This window comes from Pseudomonas sp. R1-7, assembly GCF_051132105.1.
In the GTDB taxonomy this organism is placed as follows: Bacteria; Pseudomonadota; Gammaproteobacteria; order Pseudomonadales; family Pseudomonadaceae; genus Aquipseudomonas.
On sequence record NZ_CP071661.1, the window covers coordinates 5,304,191 to 5,320,204 of the forward strand.

The following is a 16,014-nucleotide window of genomic DNA, read 5'->3' on the forward strand; positions in this document are numbered from 1 at the left end:
TCTACCAGTCCGATCGATTGAGGGGGTATATGGCGACCGTTTGCCGCGCAGTCTTCATGTATGACGCTTGATAGTGTGTATCCATCCAGTATTTACCCGTATACTCCTACGTTTTCGACGCCCGCCGAGCGAGGCCACTTTGGACAAGATCCTGATTCGTGGGGCCCGTACCCACAACCTGAAGAACATCGACCTGACCCTGCCCCGGGACAAGCTGATCGTTATCACCGGCCTGTCCGGATCCGGAAAATCATCCCTGGCCTTCGACACCTTGTACGCCGAAGGCCAGCGCCGCTATGTCGAATCGCTGTCGGCCTACGCCCGGCAGTTCTTGTCGATGATGGAAAAACCCGATGTCGACACCATTGAAGGCCTGTCGCCGGCGATCTCCATCGAGCAGAAATCGACCTCCCACAACCCCAGGTCGACGGTTGGCACCATTACCGAGATCTACGACTACCTTCGCCTGCTGTATGCGCGGGTCGGTATTCCCCGCTGCCCGGACCACGACATTCCGTTGGAAGCCCAGACCGTCAGCCAGATGGTCGACCTGGTGCTGGCCCAGCCCGAAGGCAGCAAACTGATGCTCCTGGCGCCGGTCATCCGCGAGCGCAAGGGCGAGCACTTGATGGTCTTCGAAGAGTTGCGCGCCCAAGGCTTCGTACGTGCGCGGGTCAACGGCAAGCTGTGCGAGCTGGACGAACTGCCGAAGCTGGATAAACAGAAGAAGCACTCGATCGATGTGGTGGTGGACCGCTTCAAGGTCCGCGCCGACTTGCAACAGCGCCTGGCCGAATCGTTCGAGACAGCCCTGAAGCTGGCCGACGGCATCGCCCTGGTTGCGCCGATGGACGACGAACCGGGTGAAGAGATGATCTTCTCCGCGCGCTTCGCCTGCCCGATCTGTGGCCATGCCATCAGCGAGCTGGAGCCCAAGCTGTTCTCCTTCAACAACCCGGCCGGCGCGTGCCCGACCTGTGACGGCCTGGGGGTCAAGCAGTTCTTCGACACCAAGCGCCTGGTCAATGGCGAACTGACCTTGGCCGAAGGCGCAATTCGAGGCTGGGACAGGCGTAACGTCTACTATTTCCAGATGCTCGGTTCGCTGGCGGCCCACTACAAGTTCAGCCTGGACAAGCCCTTCAACGAGCTGCCCGCCGAACAGCAGAAGTTCATCCTGCACGGCAGCGGCTCGCAGAACGTCGACTTCAAATACTTGAACGACCGGGGCGATATCGTCAAGCGCTCCCACCCGTTCGAAGGCATCGTGCCCAACCTGGAGCGACGTTACCGCGAGACCGAGTCAGCCAGCGTGCGCGAAGAACTCGCCAAGTTTCTCAGCACCCAGCCCTGCCCGGATTGCCGCGGCACCCGCTTGCGCCGTGAGGCGCGGCACGTGTGGGTCGGCGAGAAAACCCTGCCGGCGGTAACCAGCCTGCCGATCGGCGACGCCACCGATTACTTCGAGGGAATCAAACTGACGGGTCGCCGAGGCGAAATCGCCGACAAGATCCTCAAGGAGATTCGCGAGCGCTTGCAGTTCCTGGTGAACGTTGGCCTGGACTACCTGACCCTCGACCGCAGCGCTGACACCCTGTCCGGCGGTGAAGCCCAGCGTATCCGCCTCGCCAGTCAGATCGGCGCCGGCCTGGTGGGCGTCATGTACATCCTCGATGAGCCGTCCATTGGCCTGCATCAACGGGACAATGATCGACTGCTCGGAACGCTGAAACACCTGCGGGACATCGGCAACACGGTCATCGTGGTCGAGCACGATGAAGACGCGATCCGCCTGGCCGACTATGTGGTGGACATCGGTCCTGGCGCTGGCGTGCATGGGGGCCATATCGTCGCCCAGGGAACTGCGGCCGAGGTCATGGCGCATCCTGACTCGCTGACGGGTAAATACCTGTCGGGCCGGGTGAAGATCAAGGTCCCGGCCAAGCGTACGCCACGGAACAAAAAGTTGTCGCTGACCCTCAAGGGCGCCCGCGGCAACAACCTGCGCAACGTCGATCTGGAGATCCCGATCGGCCTGCTGACCTGCGTTACCGGTGTGTCCGGCTCCGGCAAGTCGACACTGATCAACAACACGCTGTTCCCCCTCAGCGCCACGGCCCTGAACGGCGCCACGACCTTGGAAGCTGCCGCTCATGACAGCATCAAGGGCTTGGAGCATCTCGACAAAGTCGTCGACATAGACCAGAGCCCGATTGGCCGCACGCCGCGCTCCAACCCCGCCACTTATACCGGGCTGTTCACGCCGATTCGTGAGCTGTTTGCGGGAGTACCGGAGTCTCGCTCGCGAGGCTACGGGCCGGGCCGGTTCTCGTTCAACGTCAAGGGCGGACGCTGCGAAGCCTGCCAGGGCGATGGCTTGATCAAGGTGGAAATGCATTTCCTGCCTGACATCTACGTGCCATGCGACGTGTGCAAGAGCAAGCGCTACAACCGCGAAACGCTGGAGATCAAGTACAAGGGCAAGAACATCCACGAAACCTTGGAGATGACCATTGAAGAGGCTCGGGTGTTCTTCGACGCCGTACCGGCGTTGGCACGTAAACTCCAGACATTGATGGACGTAGGTCTTTCGTACATCAAGCTCGGGCAGTCGGCGACGACCTTGTCCGGTGGCGAGGCGCAGCGGGTCAAGCTATCCCGCGAGCTGTCCAAGCGCGATACCGGCAAGACCCTGTATATCCTCGACGAGCCGACCACCGGCCTGCACTTCGCCGATATCCAGCAACTGCTCGACGTGCTGCATCGTCTGCGCGATCACGGCAACACCGTAGTGGTCATTGAGCACAACCTGGACGTGATCAAGACGGCTGACTGGCTGGTGGACCTGGGCCCGGAGGGCGGTTCCAAGGGTGGGCAGATCATTGCCGTGGGGACGCCGGAGCAAGTGGCGGAGATGAAGCAATCCCACACTGGGTATTACCTCAAGCCGCTGCTGGAGCGTGATCGGGACTGATTTCCCCCAGCACGAAAAAGCCCTGTCATCTCTTCGATGGCAGGGGCTTTTTGTTTCCCTGTGGGAGCGAGCTTGCTCCCACAAGGAATCCATCAGAACTGCGACTGCAGGTAATTCTCCAACCCGATCAGCTTGATCAGACCCAACTGCTTTTCAAGCCAGTAAGTGTGATCTTCTTCGGTGTCGTTAAGCTGAACGCGCAGGATTTCGCGGGTTACGTAGTCGTTGTGTTGTTCGCACAGCTCGATGCCTTTACACAGCGCAGCGCGGACCTTGTACTCCAAGCGCAAGTCGGCAGCGAGCATGTCGGGCACCGTGGTGCCGATGTCCAGGTCGTCCGGACGCATGCGTGGCGTGCCTTCGAGCATCAGGATCCGGCGCATCAATGCATCGGCGTGCTGGGCCTCTTCTTCCATCTCATGGTTGATACGTTCGTAGAGCTCGGTAAAACCCCAATCCTCGTACATCCGCGAATGGATGAAATATTGATCACGGGCCGCCAGTTCGCCGGTCAGCAACGTGTTGAGGTAATCGATTACGTCTGGGTGACCTTGCATCGCCCTACATCTCCACAAGCTTTGAAAGGCTGTAGTTTGAACCAAGCTGACTGCAAGGTCACTTACCACGCGCAACAAAAGTGAAGAAAATCCAAGAAAAGCAGGTTAAATAACGCAAAAACCGCCCAAATGAGGGCGGTTCTGCTTCTCGTTTAGACTTAGTTAAGCTGTACGTCCAACGCCTTTGCGATACCTTCTCCGTAAGCAGGGTCTGCCTTGAAGAAGTGCTGCAGTTGACGATCAACCACGTCAGCCGAAACACCTGCCATTGCACCTGCAATATTGCTGATCAACAGCGCTTTCTGCTCATCACTCATCAAGCGGAACAGCGTGCCTGCGTGGCTGTAGTAATCAGTGTCTTCGCGATGATCATAACGATCCGCCGCGCCGCTGAGGGCCAAGGCCGGTTCCGCGTAGCGCGGGGCTTGCTTCGGCGCTTGGTCGTAGCTGTTAGGCTCATAGTTTGGAGCTGCGCCGCCGTTACTGCCAAACGCCATGGCGCCGTCACGCTGGTAGGTATTGACCGGGCTACGCGGAGCATTTACCGGCAGTTGCTGGTGATTGGTCCCCACGCGGTAGCGGTGCGCATCGGCGTATGCGAATACCCGGCCTTGGAGCATGCGGTCAGGCGAAAGACCTACCCCCGGCACCATGTTGCTCGGCCCGAATGCTGCCTGCTCCACTTCGGCAAAGTAGTTCAAGGGATTACGATTGAGTTCGAGCTCACCGACTTCGATCAGCGGGAATTCCTTCTGCGACCAGGTCTTGGTCACATCGAACGGGTTCTCGTAATGGGCTGCGGCCTGAGCCTCGCTCATGATCTGGATGCAGACGCTCCATTTCGGGAAGTCACCGCGCTCGATGGCCTCGAACAAGTCTCGCTGGGCGTAATCCGGATCAGTACCCGCCAAGCGAGCGGCTTCGGCCGGCGCGAGGTTCTTGATGCCCTGCTTGGTCTTGTAGTGCCATTTCACCCAGTGACGTTCACCTTGGGCATTGATCAGGCTATAGGTGTGACTGCCGAACCCGTGCATATGACGGTAGCCGTCAGGAATACCGCGATCGGAAAACAGAATGGTGACCTGGTGCAGCGCCTCAGGCGAATGCGACCAGAAATCCCACATCGCCTGGGCGCTTTTCAGGTTGCTTTGCGGCAGGCGTTTCTGGGTGTGGATGAAGTCTGGAAACTTCAGCGGGTCCCGGATGAAAAATACCGGCGTGTTGTTGCCGACGATATCCCAGTTGCCTTCTTCGGTGTAGAACTTCAGGGCAAAGCCGCGCGGATCGCGTTCGGTGTCGGCCGAACCACGCTCGCCGCCCACGGTGGAGAACCGCAGGAAGGTAGGGGTTTGCTTGCCGATCGACTCGAACAGCTTGGCGCTGGTGTATTGGGTGATGTCCTGGGTAACGGTAAAGGTGCCATAAGCCCCCGACCCTTTGGCATGCACGCGACGCTCGGGAATGTTTTCACGGTTGAAATGAGCAAGCTTCTCGATCAGGTGGAAATCATCGAGCAGCAACGGGCCACGAGGGCCTGCGGAGCGAGAGTTCTGGTTATCGGCGACAGGAGCGCCACTGGCGGTCGTAAGCGTTTTGGTCTGGCTCATGCTCAATTCTTCCTAGGTCGGTCTTCGGACTGCCGGCTAATCGGCTGGTGAGGAGTATTGATCAACAACATGACGGTCACAAATTTATTAAATTGTGCACATCAATAGAAAATATCTACCAACAACCCCAACGTCATATAGTGGCGTTTGAACACCGCACAAAGCTTGTATGGATAAGCTCTTTTCTTACGCGCACAAAAAACCGGGCACTAGGCCCGGTTCTTCGTTACAGACTGTCGTCTTACTCGGCGCTTACAGCTTCGCCGGCAGTAGCACGATCAACCAACTCGACGTACGCCATAGGCGCGTTGTCGCCAGCGCGGAAACCGCACTTGAGGATGCGCAGGTAGCCACCCTCACGGGTAGCGTAACGCTTGCCCAGGTCGTTGAAGAGCTTACCAACGATAGCTTTCGAACGAGTACGGTCGAAAGCCAGGCGGCGGTTAGCCAGGCTGTCTGTCTTGGCCAGAGTGATCAGCGGCTCAGCAACGCGGCGCAGTTCTTTGGCTTTCGGCAGTGTAGTTTTGATCAGCTCGTGCTCGAACAGCGACACCGCCATGTTTTGGAACATGGCCTTGCGGTGCGAGCTGGTGCGGCTCAGGTGACGACCACTTTTACGATGACGCATGGTTCATTCCTTACCAAACACAACGTTCGGTGATTACGACGATCAGGCAGTCGCCTTGTCGTCCTTCTTAAGACTTGCAGGCGGCCAGTTGTCGAGGCGCATGCCGAGGGACAGACCGCGGGAGGCCAGAACGTCCTTGATTTCAGTCAAGGATTTCTTGCCAAGGTTCGGAGTCTTCAACAGCTCTACTTCGGTACGCTGAATCAGGTCGCCGATGTAGTAGATGTTTTCCGCCTTAAGGCAGTTAGCCGAACGTACAGTCAGTTCCAGATCGTCAACCGGGCGAAGCAGGATCGGATCGATCTCGTCTTCCTGCTCAACAACCACTGGCTCACTGTCACCCTTGAGGTCGACGAACGCAGCCAACTGCTGTTGCAGGATGGTTGCAGCGCGGCGGATAGCCTCTTCAGGATCCAGGGTACCGTTGGTTTCCAGATCAATAACCAGCTTGTCCAGGTTGGTACGCTGTTCGACACGGGCGTTTTCCACCACGTATGCGATACGGCGAACCGGGCTGAACGAAGAGTCAAGCTGCAAGCGACCGATGCTGCGGCTTTCGTCTTCATCGCTCTGACGCGAGTCTGCCGGTTCATAACCACGACCACGAGCTACGGTGAGCTTCATGTTCAGGGCGCCGTTAGACGCCAGGTTAGCGATTACGTGATCGGGGTTAACGATCTCGACATCATGATCCAGCTGAATATCGGCAGCGGTAACCACCCCCGAACCCTTCTTCGACAAGGTCAGCGTAACTTCGTCACGACCGTGCAGCTTGATAGCCAGACCTTTAAGGTTCAACAGGATTTCAATTACGTCTTCCTGTACACCTTCGATGGCGCTGTACTCGTGGAGCACACCGTCAATCTCGGCCTCGACTACTGCACAGCCGGGCATTGAGGACAACAGGATGCGGCGCAGCGCGTTGCCCAGGGTGTGGCCGAAACCACGCTCGAGAGGCTCGAGTGTGATCTTGGCGCGGGTTGGACTGACAACCTGCACATCAATATGGCGGGGTGTCAGGAACTCATTTACCGAAATCTGCATGGATGCACCTATTTTCTAGCCCTTACTTGGAGTAGAGCTCGACAATCAGGCTTTCGTTGATGTCGGCGGACAGATCACTGCGAGCTGGAACGTTCTTGAAAACGCCCGACTTCTTCTCAGTGTCTACTTCTACCCATTCTACGCGGCCACGTTGGGCACACAGATCGAGAGCTTGGACAATGCGAAGCTGGTTCTTTGCTTTCTCGCGAACAGCAACCACGTCACCAGCACGAACCTGGTAGGACGGAACGTTTACGGTCTGGCCGTTAACGCTGATCGACTTGTGCGATACCAGCTGACGGGATTCGGCACGAGTAGAACCGAAACCCATACGGTATACGACGTTGTCCAGGCGGCATTCGAGCAGTTGCAACAGGTTTTCGCCGGTTGCACCTTTCTTGCCAGCAGCTTCTTTGTAGTAGCCGCTGAACTGACGCTCGAGAACGCCGTAGATACGACGGACCTTCTGCTTTTCACGCAGTTGGGTGCCGTAGTCGGACTGGCGACCGCGGCGTTGGCCGTGGATACCAGGTGCTGCTTCGATGTTGCACTTCGATTCGATCGCGCGCACGCCGCTCTTCAGGAAGAGATCGGTGCCTTCGCGACGAGCGAGTTTGCATTTTGGACCAATGTAACGAGCCATTCTTTACAATCTCCTGGATTACACGCGGCGCTTCTTCGGCGGACGGCACCCGTTGTGCGGGATTGGCGTCACGTCGGTGATGCTGGCGATCTTGTAGCCACAGCCGTTCAAAGCGCGGACTGCGGATTCACGACCTGGACCTGGACCTTTGACGTTTACGTCGAGGTTTTTCAGGCCGTATTCCAGCGCAGCTTGACCAGCACGCTCAGCAGCTACTTGAGCAGCGAACGGGGTGGACTTGCGGGAACCGCGGAAACCCGAACCACCGGAGGTAGCCCAGGAAAGAGCGTTACCTTGACGGTCGGTAATGGTCACGATGGTGTTGTTAAAAGAAGCATGGATGTGGGCGATGCCATCAACCACTGTCTTTTTAACTTTTTTACGAGGACGAGCAGCAGGTTTTGCCATGATTAAATTCCTGTCGATTCGCTGGGGCGATTACTTGCGGATCGGCTTACGCGGACCTTTACGGGTACGCGCGTTGGTCTTGGTACGCTGACCGCGTACTGGAAGACCACGACGATGACGCAGACCGCGATAGCAACCGAGGTCCATCAAGCGCTTGATTTTCATGTTGATTTCGCGACGCAGGTCACCTTCAGTGGTGAACTTCGCCACTTCGCCACGCAGCTGTTCAATTTGCTCGTCGCTCAGATCCTTGATCTTCGCGGCTGGGTTGACCCCAGTCTCTGCACAAATTTTCTGTGCAGTAGTGCGACCAACACCATAGATGTAGGTCAGCGAGATAACAGTATGCTTGTTATCTGGAATGTTAACGCCTGCAATACGGGCCATTCAGTGGGACTCCAATTGACAGCTACCTACGCCCCGGAAGCCAAGAAATAGGGCGCGAGATAATATCGCTGTAATAACAAATAATCAACCCGGCAGCGCACTAGCTGCCGGGCTTAAAGCACAATCACACTCAGCCTTGGCGCTGTTTGTGACGCGGTTCCGCGCTGCAAATTACCCGAACAACACCTTCGCGGCGAATAATCTTGCAGTTGCGGCACAGCTTTTTCACCGATGCACGAACTTTCATCACCAACTCCTCGAACCTTATGGATGCTACTCAGCGCAACATGCCGCTGCCGTAGCCCTTCAGGTTGGCTTTCTTCATCAGGGATTCGTACTGGTGCGAAACGAGGTGCGATTGTACTTGGGACATGAAGTCCATCACAACCACGACCACGATCAGCAACGAGGTCCCGCCAAGGTAGAACGGAACGTTTGCCGCAACCACCAGGAACTGGGGAAGCAAGCAGACGGCCGTCATGTAAAGAGCACCGAACAAGGTCAAACGAGTCAGAACGCCATCAATGTAGCGCGCCGACTGCTCACCAGGACGGATACCCGGAATAAAGGCACCGGACTTCTTCAGGTTTTCCGCTACGTCTTTCGGATTGAACATCAACGCCGTATAGAAGAAGCAGAAGAAAATAATCCCTGCACTAAACAGCAGAATATTCAACGGCTGACCAGGAGCGATCGACTGCGAGATGTCCTGCAACCAGCCCATACCTTCAGACTGGCCGAACCAGGCACCCAACGAAGCCGGGAACAGCAAGATGCTGCTCGCGAAAATGGCCGGGATAACGCCGGCCATGTTCACCTTCAACGGCAAGTGGCTCGTCTGCGCAGCAAACACCTTGCGGCCCTGCTGACGCTTGGCGTAGTGAACAGCAATACGACGCTGACCACGCTCGATGAACACCACGAAACCGATAATCGCTACTGCCAGCAAACCGATGGCAACCAGAGCAAAGATGTTGATATCGCCCTGACGCGCAGACTCGAAAGACTGCCCGATCGCTCTCGGAAGACCGGCGACGATACCTGCGAAGATCAACATCGAGATACCGTTGCCAACACCACGCTCAGTAATCTGCTCACCCAGCCACATCATGAACATCGCGCCTGCCACAAACGTGGTTACCGCAACGAAATGGAAGCCAAAGTCACCAGTGAACGCTACGCCCTGCCCCGCCAGACCGATGGACATGCCAACAGCCTGGACGAGAGCGAGGACGACAGTGAGGTAGCGGGTGTACTGGCTGATCTTGCGACGGCCAGCTTCACCTTCCTTCTTCAACTGCTCCAGCTGCGGGCTGACAGCGGACATCAGCTGCATGATGATCGATGCCGAAATGTACGGCATGATCCCCAGTGCAAAGATACTCATCCGCTCCAGCGCGCCGCCGGAAAACATGTTGAACAAGCTAAGAATGGTCCCCTCATTCTGTCGAAACAGGTCCGCGAGTCGGTCCGGGTTGATACCTGGAACCGGGATGTGTGCGCCTATTCGGTAGACGATAATCGCCAGGAACAGAAAACGCAGACGAGCCCAGAGTTCAGACATACCGCCTTTGCCGAGCGCAGAGAGAGCACCTTGCTTAGCCATTTATTCCTCGAACTTGCCGCCAGCTGCTTCGATAGCCGCACGCGCACCTTTGGTGGCGCCGATTCCCTTTCCGATGGTGACAGCACGAGCAACTTCGCCCGACAGCATGATTTTCACACGCTGTACGTTCTGGTTGATCACGTTGGCATCCTTCAGGGACTGCACGGTGACGATGTCGCCGTCCACTTTGGCCAGTTCGGACAGACGCACTTCTGCGCGGTCCATGGCTTTCAGGGAAACGAAACCGAACTTCGGCAGGCGACGATGCAGCGGCTGTTGACCGCCTTCAAAGCCTGGAGCAATGGTGCCACCGGAGCGGGAGGTCTGACCTTTGTGGCCACGGCCACCGGTCTTGCCCAAACCACTACCGATACCACGGCCCGGACGATGCTTTTCGCGACGGGAACCCGGCGCTGGACTCAGATCATTGAGTTTCATCGATTAACCCTCGACACGCAGCATGTAGTAAGCCTTGTTGATCATCCCGCGATTCTCGGGAGTATCCAGGACTTCTACAGTGTGACCGATGCGACGCAGACCCAGACCCTTAACGCACAGTTTGTGGTTAGGGATGCGGCCGGTCATGCTTTTGATCAGCGTAACTTTTACGGTAGCCATGATCAGAAGATCTCCTTGACGCTTTTGCCACGCTTGGCGGCAATGGATTCAGGAGACTGCATTGCTTTCAAACCCTTGAAAGTGGCGTGAACCACGTTTACCGGGTTAGTCGAGCCGTAGCACTTGGCCAGAACGTTCTGAACGCCAGCAACTTCGAGGACAGCACGCATAGCGCCGCCAGCGATGATACCGGTACCTTCAGAAGCAGGCTGCATGTACACCTTCGAAGCGCCATGGGCGGACTTCATTGCGTACTGCAGGGTGGTGCCGTTCAGATCAACCTGGATCATGTTGCGGCGAGCAGCTTCCATTGCCTTCTGGATCGCAGCAGGCACTTCACGCGACTTGCCACGGCCGAAGCCAACACGGCCCTTACCATCACCAACCACGGTCAACGCGGTGAAAGTGAAGATACGGCCGCCTTTAACGGTTTTGGCTACGCGGTTAACTTGAACCAGCTTCTCGATGTAGCCTTCGTCGCGCTTTTGGTCGTTATTTGACATAACTTAGAACTCCAGCCCAGCTTCACGAGCAGCATCAGCCAGCGCCTTGACGCGGCCGTGGTACTTGAAGCCAGAGCGGTCGAAAGCCACCTGCGAGACGCCAGCGGCTTTAGCACGCGTAGCGACCAGCTGGCCAACCTTAGTGGCCGCGTCGATGTTGCCAGTGGCGCCATCACGCAGTTCTTTATCCAAAGTCGAGGCACTTGCCAGGACTTTGTTGCCGTCGGCCGAAATGACCTGGGCGTAGATGTGCTGCGACGAGCGGAACACGCAGAGACGCACGACTTCGAGTTCGTGCATTTTCAGGCGTGCTTTGCGAGCGCGACGCAGTCGAGTAACTTTTTTGTCGGTCATTTGCTATGCCCTACTTCTTCTTGGCTTCTTTACGACGGACGACTTCGTCCGCGTAGCGCACACCTTTGCCTTTGTACGGCTCTGGTGGACGGAAGTCGCGGATCTCGGCGGCCACTTGACCTACCAGCTGCTTGTCGATGCCCTTGATCAGGATATCGGTCTGGCTAGGAGTCTCAGCGGTGATGCCTTCCGGCAGTTCATAATCCACTGGGTGCGAGAAGCCAAGAGCCAGGTTCAGCACTGTGCCTTTTGCTTGCGCTTTGTAACCAACACCGACCAGCTGGAGCTTGCGCTCGAAGCCTTGGCTTACGCCTTGGACCATGTTGTTTACCAACGCACGAGTGGTACCAGCCATTGCGCGAGTCTGTTGATCGCCATTGCGAGCAGCGAAACGCAGCTCACCAGCTTCTTCAACGATCTCAACGGACGAATGGATGTTCAGTTGCAGAGTGCCCTTGGCACCCTTCACCGAAAGCTGTTGGCCTGCGAATTTGACTTCGACACCGGCTGGCAGCTTAACGGGGTTCTTAGCGACGCGTGACATGCTTATCCCCCCTTAGAACACAGTGCAAAGAACTTCGCCGCCGACACCGGCAGCGCGCGCAGCACGATCCGTCATCACACCTTTGTTGGTGGAGACGATAGACACGCCCAGGCCGCCACGAACTTTTGGCAGATCCTCAACGGACTTGTACTGACGCAGGCCAGGACGGCTAACGCGCTTCACTTCCTCGATGACCGGACGGCCTTCGAAGTACTTCAGCTCGATGGACAGCAGAGGCTTGATTTCGCTGCTGATCTGATAACCCGCAATGTAACCTTCGTCCTTCAGGACTTTGGCAACAGCTACCTTCAAAGTAGAAGATGGCATGCTTACGACGGACTTTTCAGCCATCTGGGCATTACGGATACGAGTTAGCATGTCCGCTAACGGGTCCTGCATACTCATGGGCTAGACGCTCCTAATACACAAAAAATTAGCCTTTCGGCTAGTACGTGTCGCCGAGCACATCCGCGCAATAAAAACACGGGCTCAGGCGAGCCGGGTATTCTAGACACACCCCAGAAATGAATCAAGCCCCAAAAGGGGCTTGATTCAAGTTCAAGGCCACCGATGGTCAGGATCTTGCGACCCCGAACATCGTGACATTGACAGTGCTTACCAGCTGGCTTTGACCAGACCTGGAACGTCACCACGCATTGCAGCTTGACGCAGCATGTTACGGCCGAGGCCAAACTTGCGGTACACGCCGTGCGGACGACCAGTCAGGCGGCAGCGGTTACGCATGCGCGAGGCGCTGGCGTCACGTGGCTGCTTCTGCAGTGCTACGGTAGCTTCCCAACGCGCTTCTGGACTTGCGTTCAGATCAACGATGATAGCTTTCAGCGCTGCACGCTTGGTGGCGTACTTGGCAACGGTGAGCTGACGCTTCAGCTCACGGTTCTTCATGCTCTTCTTGGCCATTTTCCTACTCCAATCAGTTGCGGAACGGGAATTTGAAAGCGCGCAGCAGTGCGCGACCTTCGTCATCCGTCCGAGCAGTGGTGGTCAGGGTAATGTCCAGACCGCGGAGAGCGTCGATCTTGTCGTAATCGATTTCCGGGAAAATGATCTGCTCTTTTACGCCCATGCTGTAGTTGCCACGACCATCGAAGGACTTGGCATTCAGGCCGCGGAAGTCGCGAACCCGAGGCAGGGAGATCGACAGCAGACGATCCAGGAACTCGTACATACGCTCACGGCGCAGGGTCACTTTGACGCCGATCGGCCAACCTTCACGGACTTTAAAGCCAGCGATGGATTTCCGAGCGTAAGTCACAACGACTTTCTGACCGGTGATCTTTTCCAGGTCGGCAACTGCGTGCTCGATGACTTTTTTGTCGCCGATCGCTTCGCCCAGACCCATGTTCAGGGTGATTTTGGTAACGCGCGGAACTTCCATCACGTTCGAAAGCTTAAGTTCTTCCTTAAGTTTCGGTGCGATTTCCTTCCGGTAAATCTCTTTTAGTCGTGCCATGGTCTTCTACCTAGCAGTGTTCAAGCATCAACCGCTTTTTGGGTCGACTTGAAGACACGAATTTTCTTACCGTCTTCTACTTTGAAACCAACGCGGTCAGCCTTGTTGGTTTCGCCGTTGAAGATGGCGACGTTGGAAGCGTGCAGTGGCGCTTCTTTCTCGACGATACCGCCCTGTACGCCCGACATCGGGTTAGGCTTGGTATGACGCTTGACCAGGTTCAGACCACCAACAACCAGACGGTTGTCAGCAAGAACCTTCAGCACCTTACCGCGCTTACCCTTGTCTTTGCCGGCGATCACGATGATCTCGTCGTCACGACGAATCTTTTGCATGTCGGATCTCCTTACAGCACTTCTGGGGCGAGCGAGACGATCTTCATGAACTTCTCAGTACGAAGTTCACGGGTCACTGGCCCAAAGATACGGGTGCCGATTGGCTCTTGCTTGTTGTTCAACAGAACAGCAGCGTTGCCATCAAAGCGGATGATGGAGCCGTCAGCACGACGAACACCGTGGCGAGTGCGGACTACAACAGCAGTCATCACTTGGCCTTTTTTCACCTTACCGCGAGGAATTGCTTCCTTGACGGTAACTTTGATGATGTCACCGATACCAGCGTAACGACGATGGGAGCCACCCAGCACCTTGATGCACATAACGCGGCGAGCGCCGCTGTTATCGGCCACATCGAGCATGGATTGAGTCTGAATCATATAATTTCTCCGACCCCTAGCCCTTAGACTTCCACAGCGCGTTCGAGAACATCAACCAGCGCCCAAGACTTGGTCTTGGCCATCGGACGAGTTTCACGAATAGTGACTTTGTCGCCGATGTGGCACTGATTGGTTTCGTCGTGCGCGTGCAGCTTAGTCGAACGCTTAACGTATTTACCGTAGATCGGGTGCTTAACGCGACGCTCGATCAGAACGGTGATGGTTTTGTCCATCTTGTCGCTGACAACACGGCCAGTCAGCGTACGGACAGTTTTTTCGGCTTCAGCCATGATCACTTACCTGCCTGCTGGTTGAGCACAGTTTTCACGCGAGCGATGTCACGCTTAACTTGCGAGAGCAGATGAGACTGCCCCAACTGGCCAGTTGCCTTCTGCATACGCAGATTGAACTGGTCGCGCAGCAGGCCGAGCAGTTGCTCGTTCAGCTGCTGTGCTGATTTTTCACGAAGTTCATTCGCTTTCATCACATCACCGTCCGTTTAACAAAGGAGGTGGCGAGCGGCAGCTTTGCAGCAGCCAGGGCGAAAGCCTCACGCGCCAGCTCTTCAGAAACACCCTCGATTTCATACAGGACTTTGCCTGGCTGAATCTGGGCAACCCAGTATTCCACGTTACCCTTACCTTTACCCATCCGAACTTCGAGTGGCTTTTTGGTGACAGGCTTGTCCGGGAACACACGGATCCAGATCTTGCCGCCACGTTTTACGTGACGGGTCAGAGCACGACGCGCTGACTCGATCTGACGAGCGGTGAGACGACCACGAGCAACAGACTTCAGCGCGAACTCGCCGAAGCTGACTTTGCTACCGCGCAATGCCAGGCCACGGTTGTGACCGGTCATCTGCTTGCGGAACTTCGTACGCTTTGGTTGCAACATTTGGCGTACCCCTTACTTAGCAGCTTTTTTACGAGGCGCTGGTGCTTGTGGCTTCAGTTCTTCTTGGCGACCACCAATTACTTCGCCTTTGAAGATCCAAACCTTTACACCGATCACACCGTAGGTGGTGTGAGCTTCGTAGTTGGCATAGTCGATGTCGGCACGCAGGGTGTGCAGAGGCACACGACCTTCGCGATACCATTCAGTACGTGCGATTTCAGCACCGCCGAGACGACCGCTCACTTGGATTTTGATGCCTTTGGCACCAATGCGCATTGCGTTCTGTACAGCGCGCTTCATAGCGCGACGGAACATTACACGGCGCTCCAGCTGCTGAGCTACGCTCTGCGCAACCAGCATACCGTCGAGTTCCGGCTTGCGGATCTCTTCGATATTGATGTGCACAGGCACACCCATTTGCTTGGTCAGGTCCTGACGCAGTTTCTCAACATCTTCACCTTTCTTCCCGATAACGATACCTGGGCGAGCGGTGTGGATGGTGATACGTGCAGTCTGAGCCGGACGATGGATATCGATACGGCTGACGGACGCGCTTTTTAGTTTGTCTTGGAGATACTCACGCACCTTCAGATCAGCGAACAAGTAGTCCGCATAAGTCCGACCGTCTGCGTACCAGACGGAGGTGTGCTCCTTGACGATTCCCAGGCGAATGCCAATGGGATGTACTTTCTGACCCATCTCTTCGACTCCGTTACTTGTCAGCAACCTTGACAGTGATATGGCAAGACCGCTTGACGATGCGATCAGCACGGCCTTTGGCACGTGGCATGATGCGCTTCAGCGAACGCCCTTCGTTGACGAAAACGGTGCTGACTTTCAGGTCATCAACGTCTGCGCCTTCGTTATGCTCGGCGTTGGCTACGGCCGACTCCAGCACTTTTTTCATGATCTCGGCGGCTTTCTTACTGCTGAAAGCCAACAGGTTGAGCGCTTCGCCCACCTTCTTCCCGCGGATCTGGTCGGCGACCAAGCGGGCTTTCTGGGCGGAGATTCGAGCGCCCGACAACTTAGCGGCTACTTCCATTTCCTTACCC

25 protein-coding genes are annotated in these 16,014 nt (G+C 56.4%); 1 reads left to right on the forward strand and 24 read right to left on the reverse strand.

Annotated elements, in window-relative coordinates; all coding sequences use genetic code 11:
- Positions 1 to 139 precede the first annotated feature (139 nt).
- Entirely contained in the window at positions 140 to 2,974 is a 2,835-nt protein-coding gene (uvrA, locus tag J3P79_RS23870; RefSeq protein ID WP_039594462.1) for an excinuclease ABC subunit UvrA, read from the forward strand.
- A gap of 92 nt (positions 2,975 to 3,066) precedes the next feature.
- On the opposite strand, the gene bfr is transcribed toward uvrA, so the two are convergent.
- From bfr to rplV, 24 genes are all read right to left on the reverse strand, one after another.
- Complete coding sequence (gene bfr / locus J3P79_RS23875) at positions 3,067 to 3,531, reverse strand: bacterioferritin (protein WP_024778335.1); 465 nt, start codon at positions 3,529 to 3,531, stop codon at positions 3,067 to 3,069.
- Positions 3,532 to 3,689: 158 nt separating this feature from the next.
- A complete protein-coding gene (locus tag J3P79_RS23880; RefSeq protein WP_434606127.1) occupies positions 3,690 to 5,138 on the reverse strand; it encodes a catalase in 1,449 nt (482 codons plus the stop codon).
- 241 nt (positions 5,139 to 5,379) lie between these two features.
- Positions 5,380 to 5,766 carry a 50S ribosomal protein L17 gene (rplQ, locus tag J3P79_RS23885; RefSeq protein WP_003176402.1) on the reverse strand — a complete coding sequence of 129 codons (387 nt, stop codon included), beginning with the start codon at positions 5,764 to 5,766 and terminating at the stop codon, positions 5,380 to 5,382.
- A gap of 42 nt (positions 5,767 to 5,808) precedes the next feature.
- Positions 5,809 to 6,810, reverse strand: coding sequence for a DNA-directed RNA polymerase subunit alpha (locus J3P79_RS23890; RefSeq protein ID WP_003186012.1), 1,002 nt, complete (start codon positions 6,808 to 6,810; stop codon positions 5,809 to 5,811).
- A gap of 22 nt (positions 6,811 to 6,832) precedes the next feature.
- Positions 6,833 to 7,453, reverse strand: coding sequence for a 30S ribosomal protein S4 (rpsD, locus tag J3P79_RS23895; protein ID WP_003176404.1), 621 nt, complete (start codon positions 7,451 to 7,453; stop codon positions 6,833 to 6,835).
- Between the two features lie 18 nt (positions 7,454 to 7,471).
- Complete coding sequence (gene rpsK, locus J3P79_RS23900; protein WP_002555466.1) at positions 7,472 to 7,861, reverse strand: 30S ribosomal protein S11; 390 nt, start codon at positions 7,859 to 7,861, stop codon at positions 7,472 to 7,474.
- A 30-nt stretch (positions 7,862 to 7,891) separates the two neighbouring features.
- Positions 7,892 to 8,248: a 30S ribosomal protein S13 gene (gene rpsM / locus J3P79_RS23905; RefSeq protein WP_009045849.1), complete on the reverse strand. Its 357-nt coding sequence runs from the start codon at positions 8,246 to 8,248 to the stop codon at positions 7,892 to 7,894.
- Positions 8,249 to 8,378: 130 nt separating this feature from the next.
- The gene (gene rpmJ, locus J3P79_RS23910; RefSeq protein WP_002555468.1) at positions 8,379 to 8,495 is read right to left on the reverse strand and encodes a 50S ribosomal protein L36; all 117 of its coding nucleotides are present in this window, start codon (positions 8,493 to 8,495) and stop codon (positions 8,379 to 8,381) included.
- A 30-nt stretch (positions 8,496 to 8,525) separates the two neighbouring features.
- The gene (gene secY, locus J3P79_RS23915) at positions 8,526 to 9,854 is read right to left on the reverse strand and encodes a preprotein translocase subunit SecY (RefSeq protein WP_018612224.1); all 1,329 of its coding nucleotides are present in this window, start codon (positions 9,852 to 9,854) and stop codon (positions 8,526 to 8,528) included.
- On the reverse strand, positions 9,855 to 10,292 hold the full coding sequence (gene rplO, locus J3P79_RS23920) for a 50S ribosomal protein L15 (protein ID WP_003186032.1): 438 nt from the start codon (positions 10,290 to 10,292) through the stop codon (positions 9,855 to 9,857).
- A gap of 3 nt (positions 10,293 to 10,295) precedes the next feature.
- On the reverse strand, positions 10,296 to 10,472 hold the full coding sequence (gene rpmD / locus J3P79_RS23925; protein WP_003186033.1) for a 50S ribosomal protein L30: 177 nt from the start codon (positions 10,470 to 10,472) through the stop codon (positions 10,296 to 10,298).
- Positions 10,473 to 10,474: 2 nt separating this feature from the next.
- The gene (gene rpsE / locus J3P79_RS23930; protein WP_003186035.1) at positions 10,475 to 10,975 is read right to left on the reverse strand and encodes a 30S ribosomal protein S5; all 501 of its coding nucleotides are present in this window, start codon (positions 10,973 to 10,975) and stop codon (positions 10,475 to 10,477) included.
- Between the two features lie 3 nt (positions 10,976 to 10,978).
- Positions 10,979 to 11,329, reverse strand: coding sequence for a 50S ribosomal protein L18 (gene rplR / locus J3P79_RS23935; RefSeq protein ID WP_003186037.1), 351 nt, complete (start codon positions 11,327 to 11,329; stop codon positions 10,979 to 10,981).
- Between the two features lie 10 nt (positions 11,330 to 11,339).
- Entirely contained in the window at positions 11,340 to 11,873 is a 534-nt protein-coding gene (gene rplF / locus J3P79_RS23940) for a 50S ribosomal protein L6 (RefSeq protein ID WP_003186039.1), read from the reverse strand.
- Positions 11,874 to 11,885: 12 nt separating this feature from the next.
- Positions 11,886 to 12,278, reverse strand: coding sequence for a 30S ribosomal protein S8 (rpsH, locus tag J3P79_RS23945; RefSeq protein WP_017848802.1), 393 nt, complete (start codon positions 12,276 to 12,278; stop codon positions 11,886 to 11,888).
- A gap of 210 nt (positions 12,279 to 12,488) precedes the next feature.
- The gene (gene rpsN / locus J3P79_RS23950) at positions 12,489 to 12,794 is read right to left on the reverse strand and encodes a 30S ribosomal protein S14 (RefSeq protein WP_003186042.1); all 306 of its coding nucleotides are present in this window, start codon (positions 12,792 to 12,794) and stop codon (positions 12,489 to 12,491) included.
- A gap of 13 nt (positions 12,795 to 12,807) precedes the next feature.
- On the reverse strand, positions 12,808 to 13,347 hold the full coding sequence (rplE, locus tag J3P79_RS23955) for a 50S ribosomal protein L5 (protein ID WP_003186044.1): 540 nt from the start codon (positions 13,345 to 13,347) through the stop codon (positions 12,808 to 12,810).
- Positions 13,348 to 13,367: 20 nt separating this feature from the next.
- Positions 13,368 to 13,682 carry a 50S ribosomal protein L24 gene (gene rplX / locus J3P79_RS23960; protein ID WP_003186046.1) on the reverse strand — a complete coding sequence of 105 codons (315 nt, stop codon included), beginning with the start codon at positions 13,680 to 13,682 and terminating at the stop codon, positions 13,368 to 13,370.
- An 11-nt stretch (positions 13,683 to 13,693) separates the two neighbouring features.
- Positions 13,694 to 14,062, reverse strand: a complete 369-nt coding sequence (gene rplN, locus J3P79_RS23965) for a 50S ribosomal protein L14 (RefSeq protein ID WP_002555479.1) — start codon at positions 14,060 to 14,062, stop codon at positions 13,694 to 13,696.
- A gap of 23 nt (positions 14,063 to 14,085) precedes the next feature.
- Positions 14,086 to 14,352 (reverse strand): 30S ribosomal protein S17, encoded by a 267-nt coding sequence (rpsQ, locus tag J3P79_RS23970; protein ID WP_003194644.1) that lies wholly within the window; start codon positions 14,350 to 14,352, stop codon positions 14,086 to 14,088.
- A gap of 2 nt (positions 14,353 to 14,354) precedes the next feature.
- The gene (gene rpmC / locus J3P79_RS23975; RefSeq protein WP_002555481.1) at positions 14,355 to 14,546 is read right to left on the reverse strand and encodes a 50S ribosomal protein L29; all 192 of its coding nucleotides are present in this window, start codon (positions 14,544 to 14,546) and stop codon (positions 14,355 to 14,357) included.
- Positions 14,546 to 14,959 (reverse strand): 50S ribosomal protein L16, encoded by a 414-nt coding sequence (gene rplP, locus J3P79_RS23980; RefSeq protein WP_003186052.1) that lies wholly within the window; start codon positions 14,957 to 14,959, stop codon positions 14,546 to 14,548. Before rplP ends, rpmC begins: the two co-directional genes overlap by 1 nt.
- Positions 14,960 to 14,971: 12 nt before the next feature.
- Positions 14,972 to 15,658, reverse strand: a complete 687-nt coding sequence (rpsC, locus tag J3P79_RS23985) for a 30S ribosomal protein S3 (protein WP_003176422.1) — start codon at positions 15,656 to 15,658, stop codon at positions 14,972 to 14,974.
- A gap of 13 nt (positions 15,659 to 15,671) precedes the next feature.
- Entirely contained in the window at positions 15,672 to 16,004 is a 333-nt protein-coding gene (rplV, locus tag J3P79_RS23990) for a 50S ribosomal protein L22 (RefSeq protein WP_003103908.1), read from the reverse strand.
- Between the last annotated feature and the right edge of the window lie 10 nt (positions 16,005 to 16,014).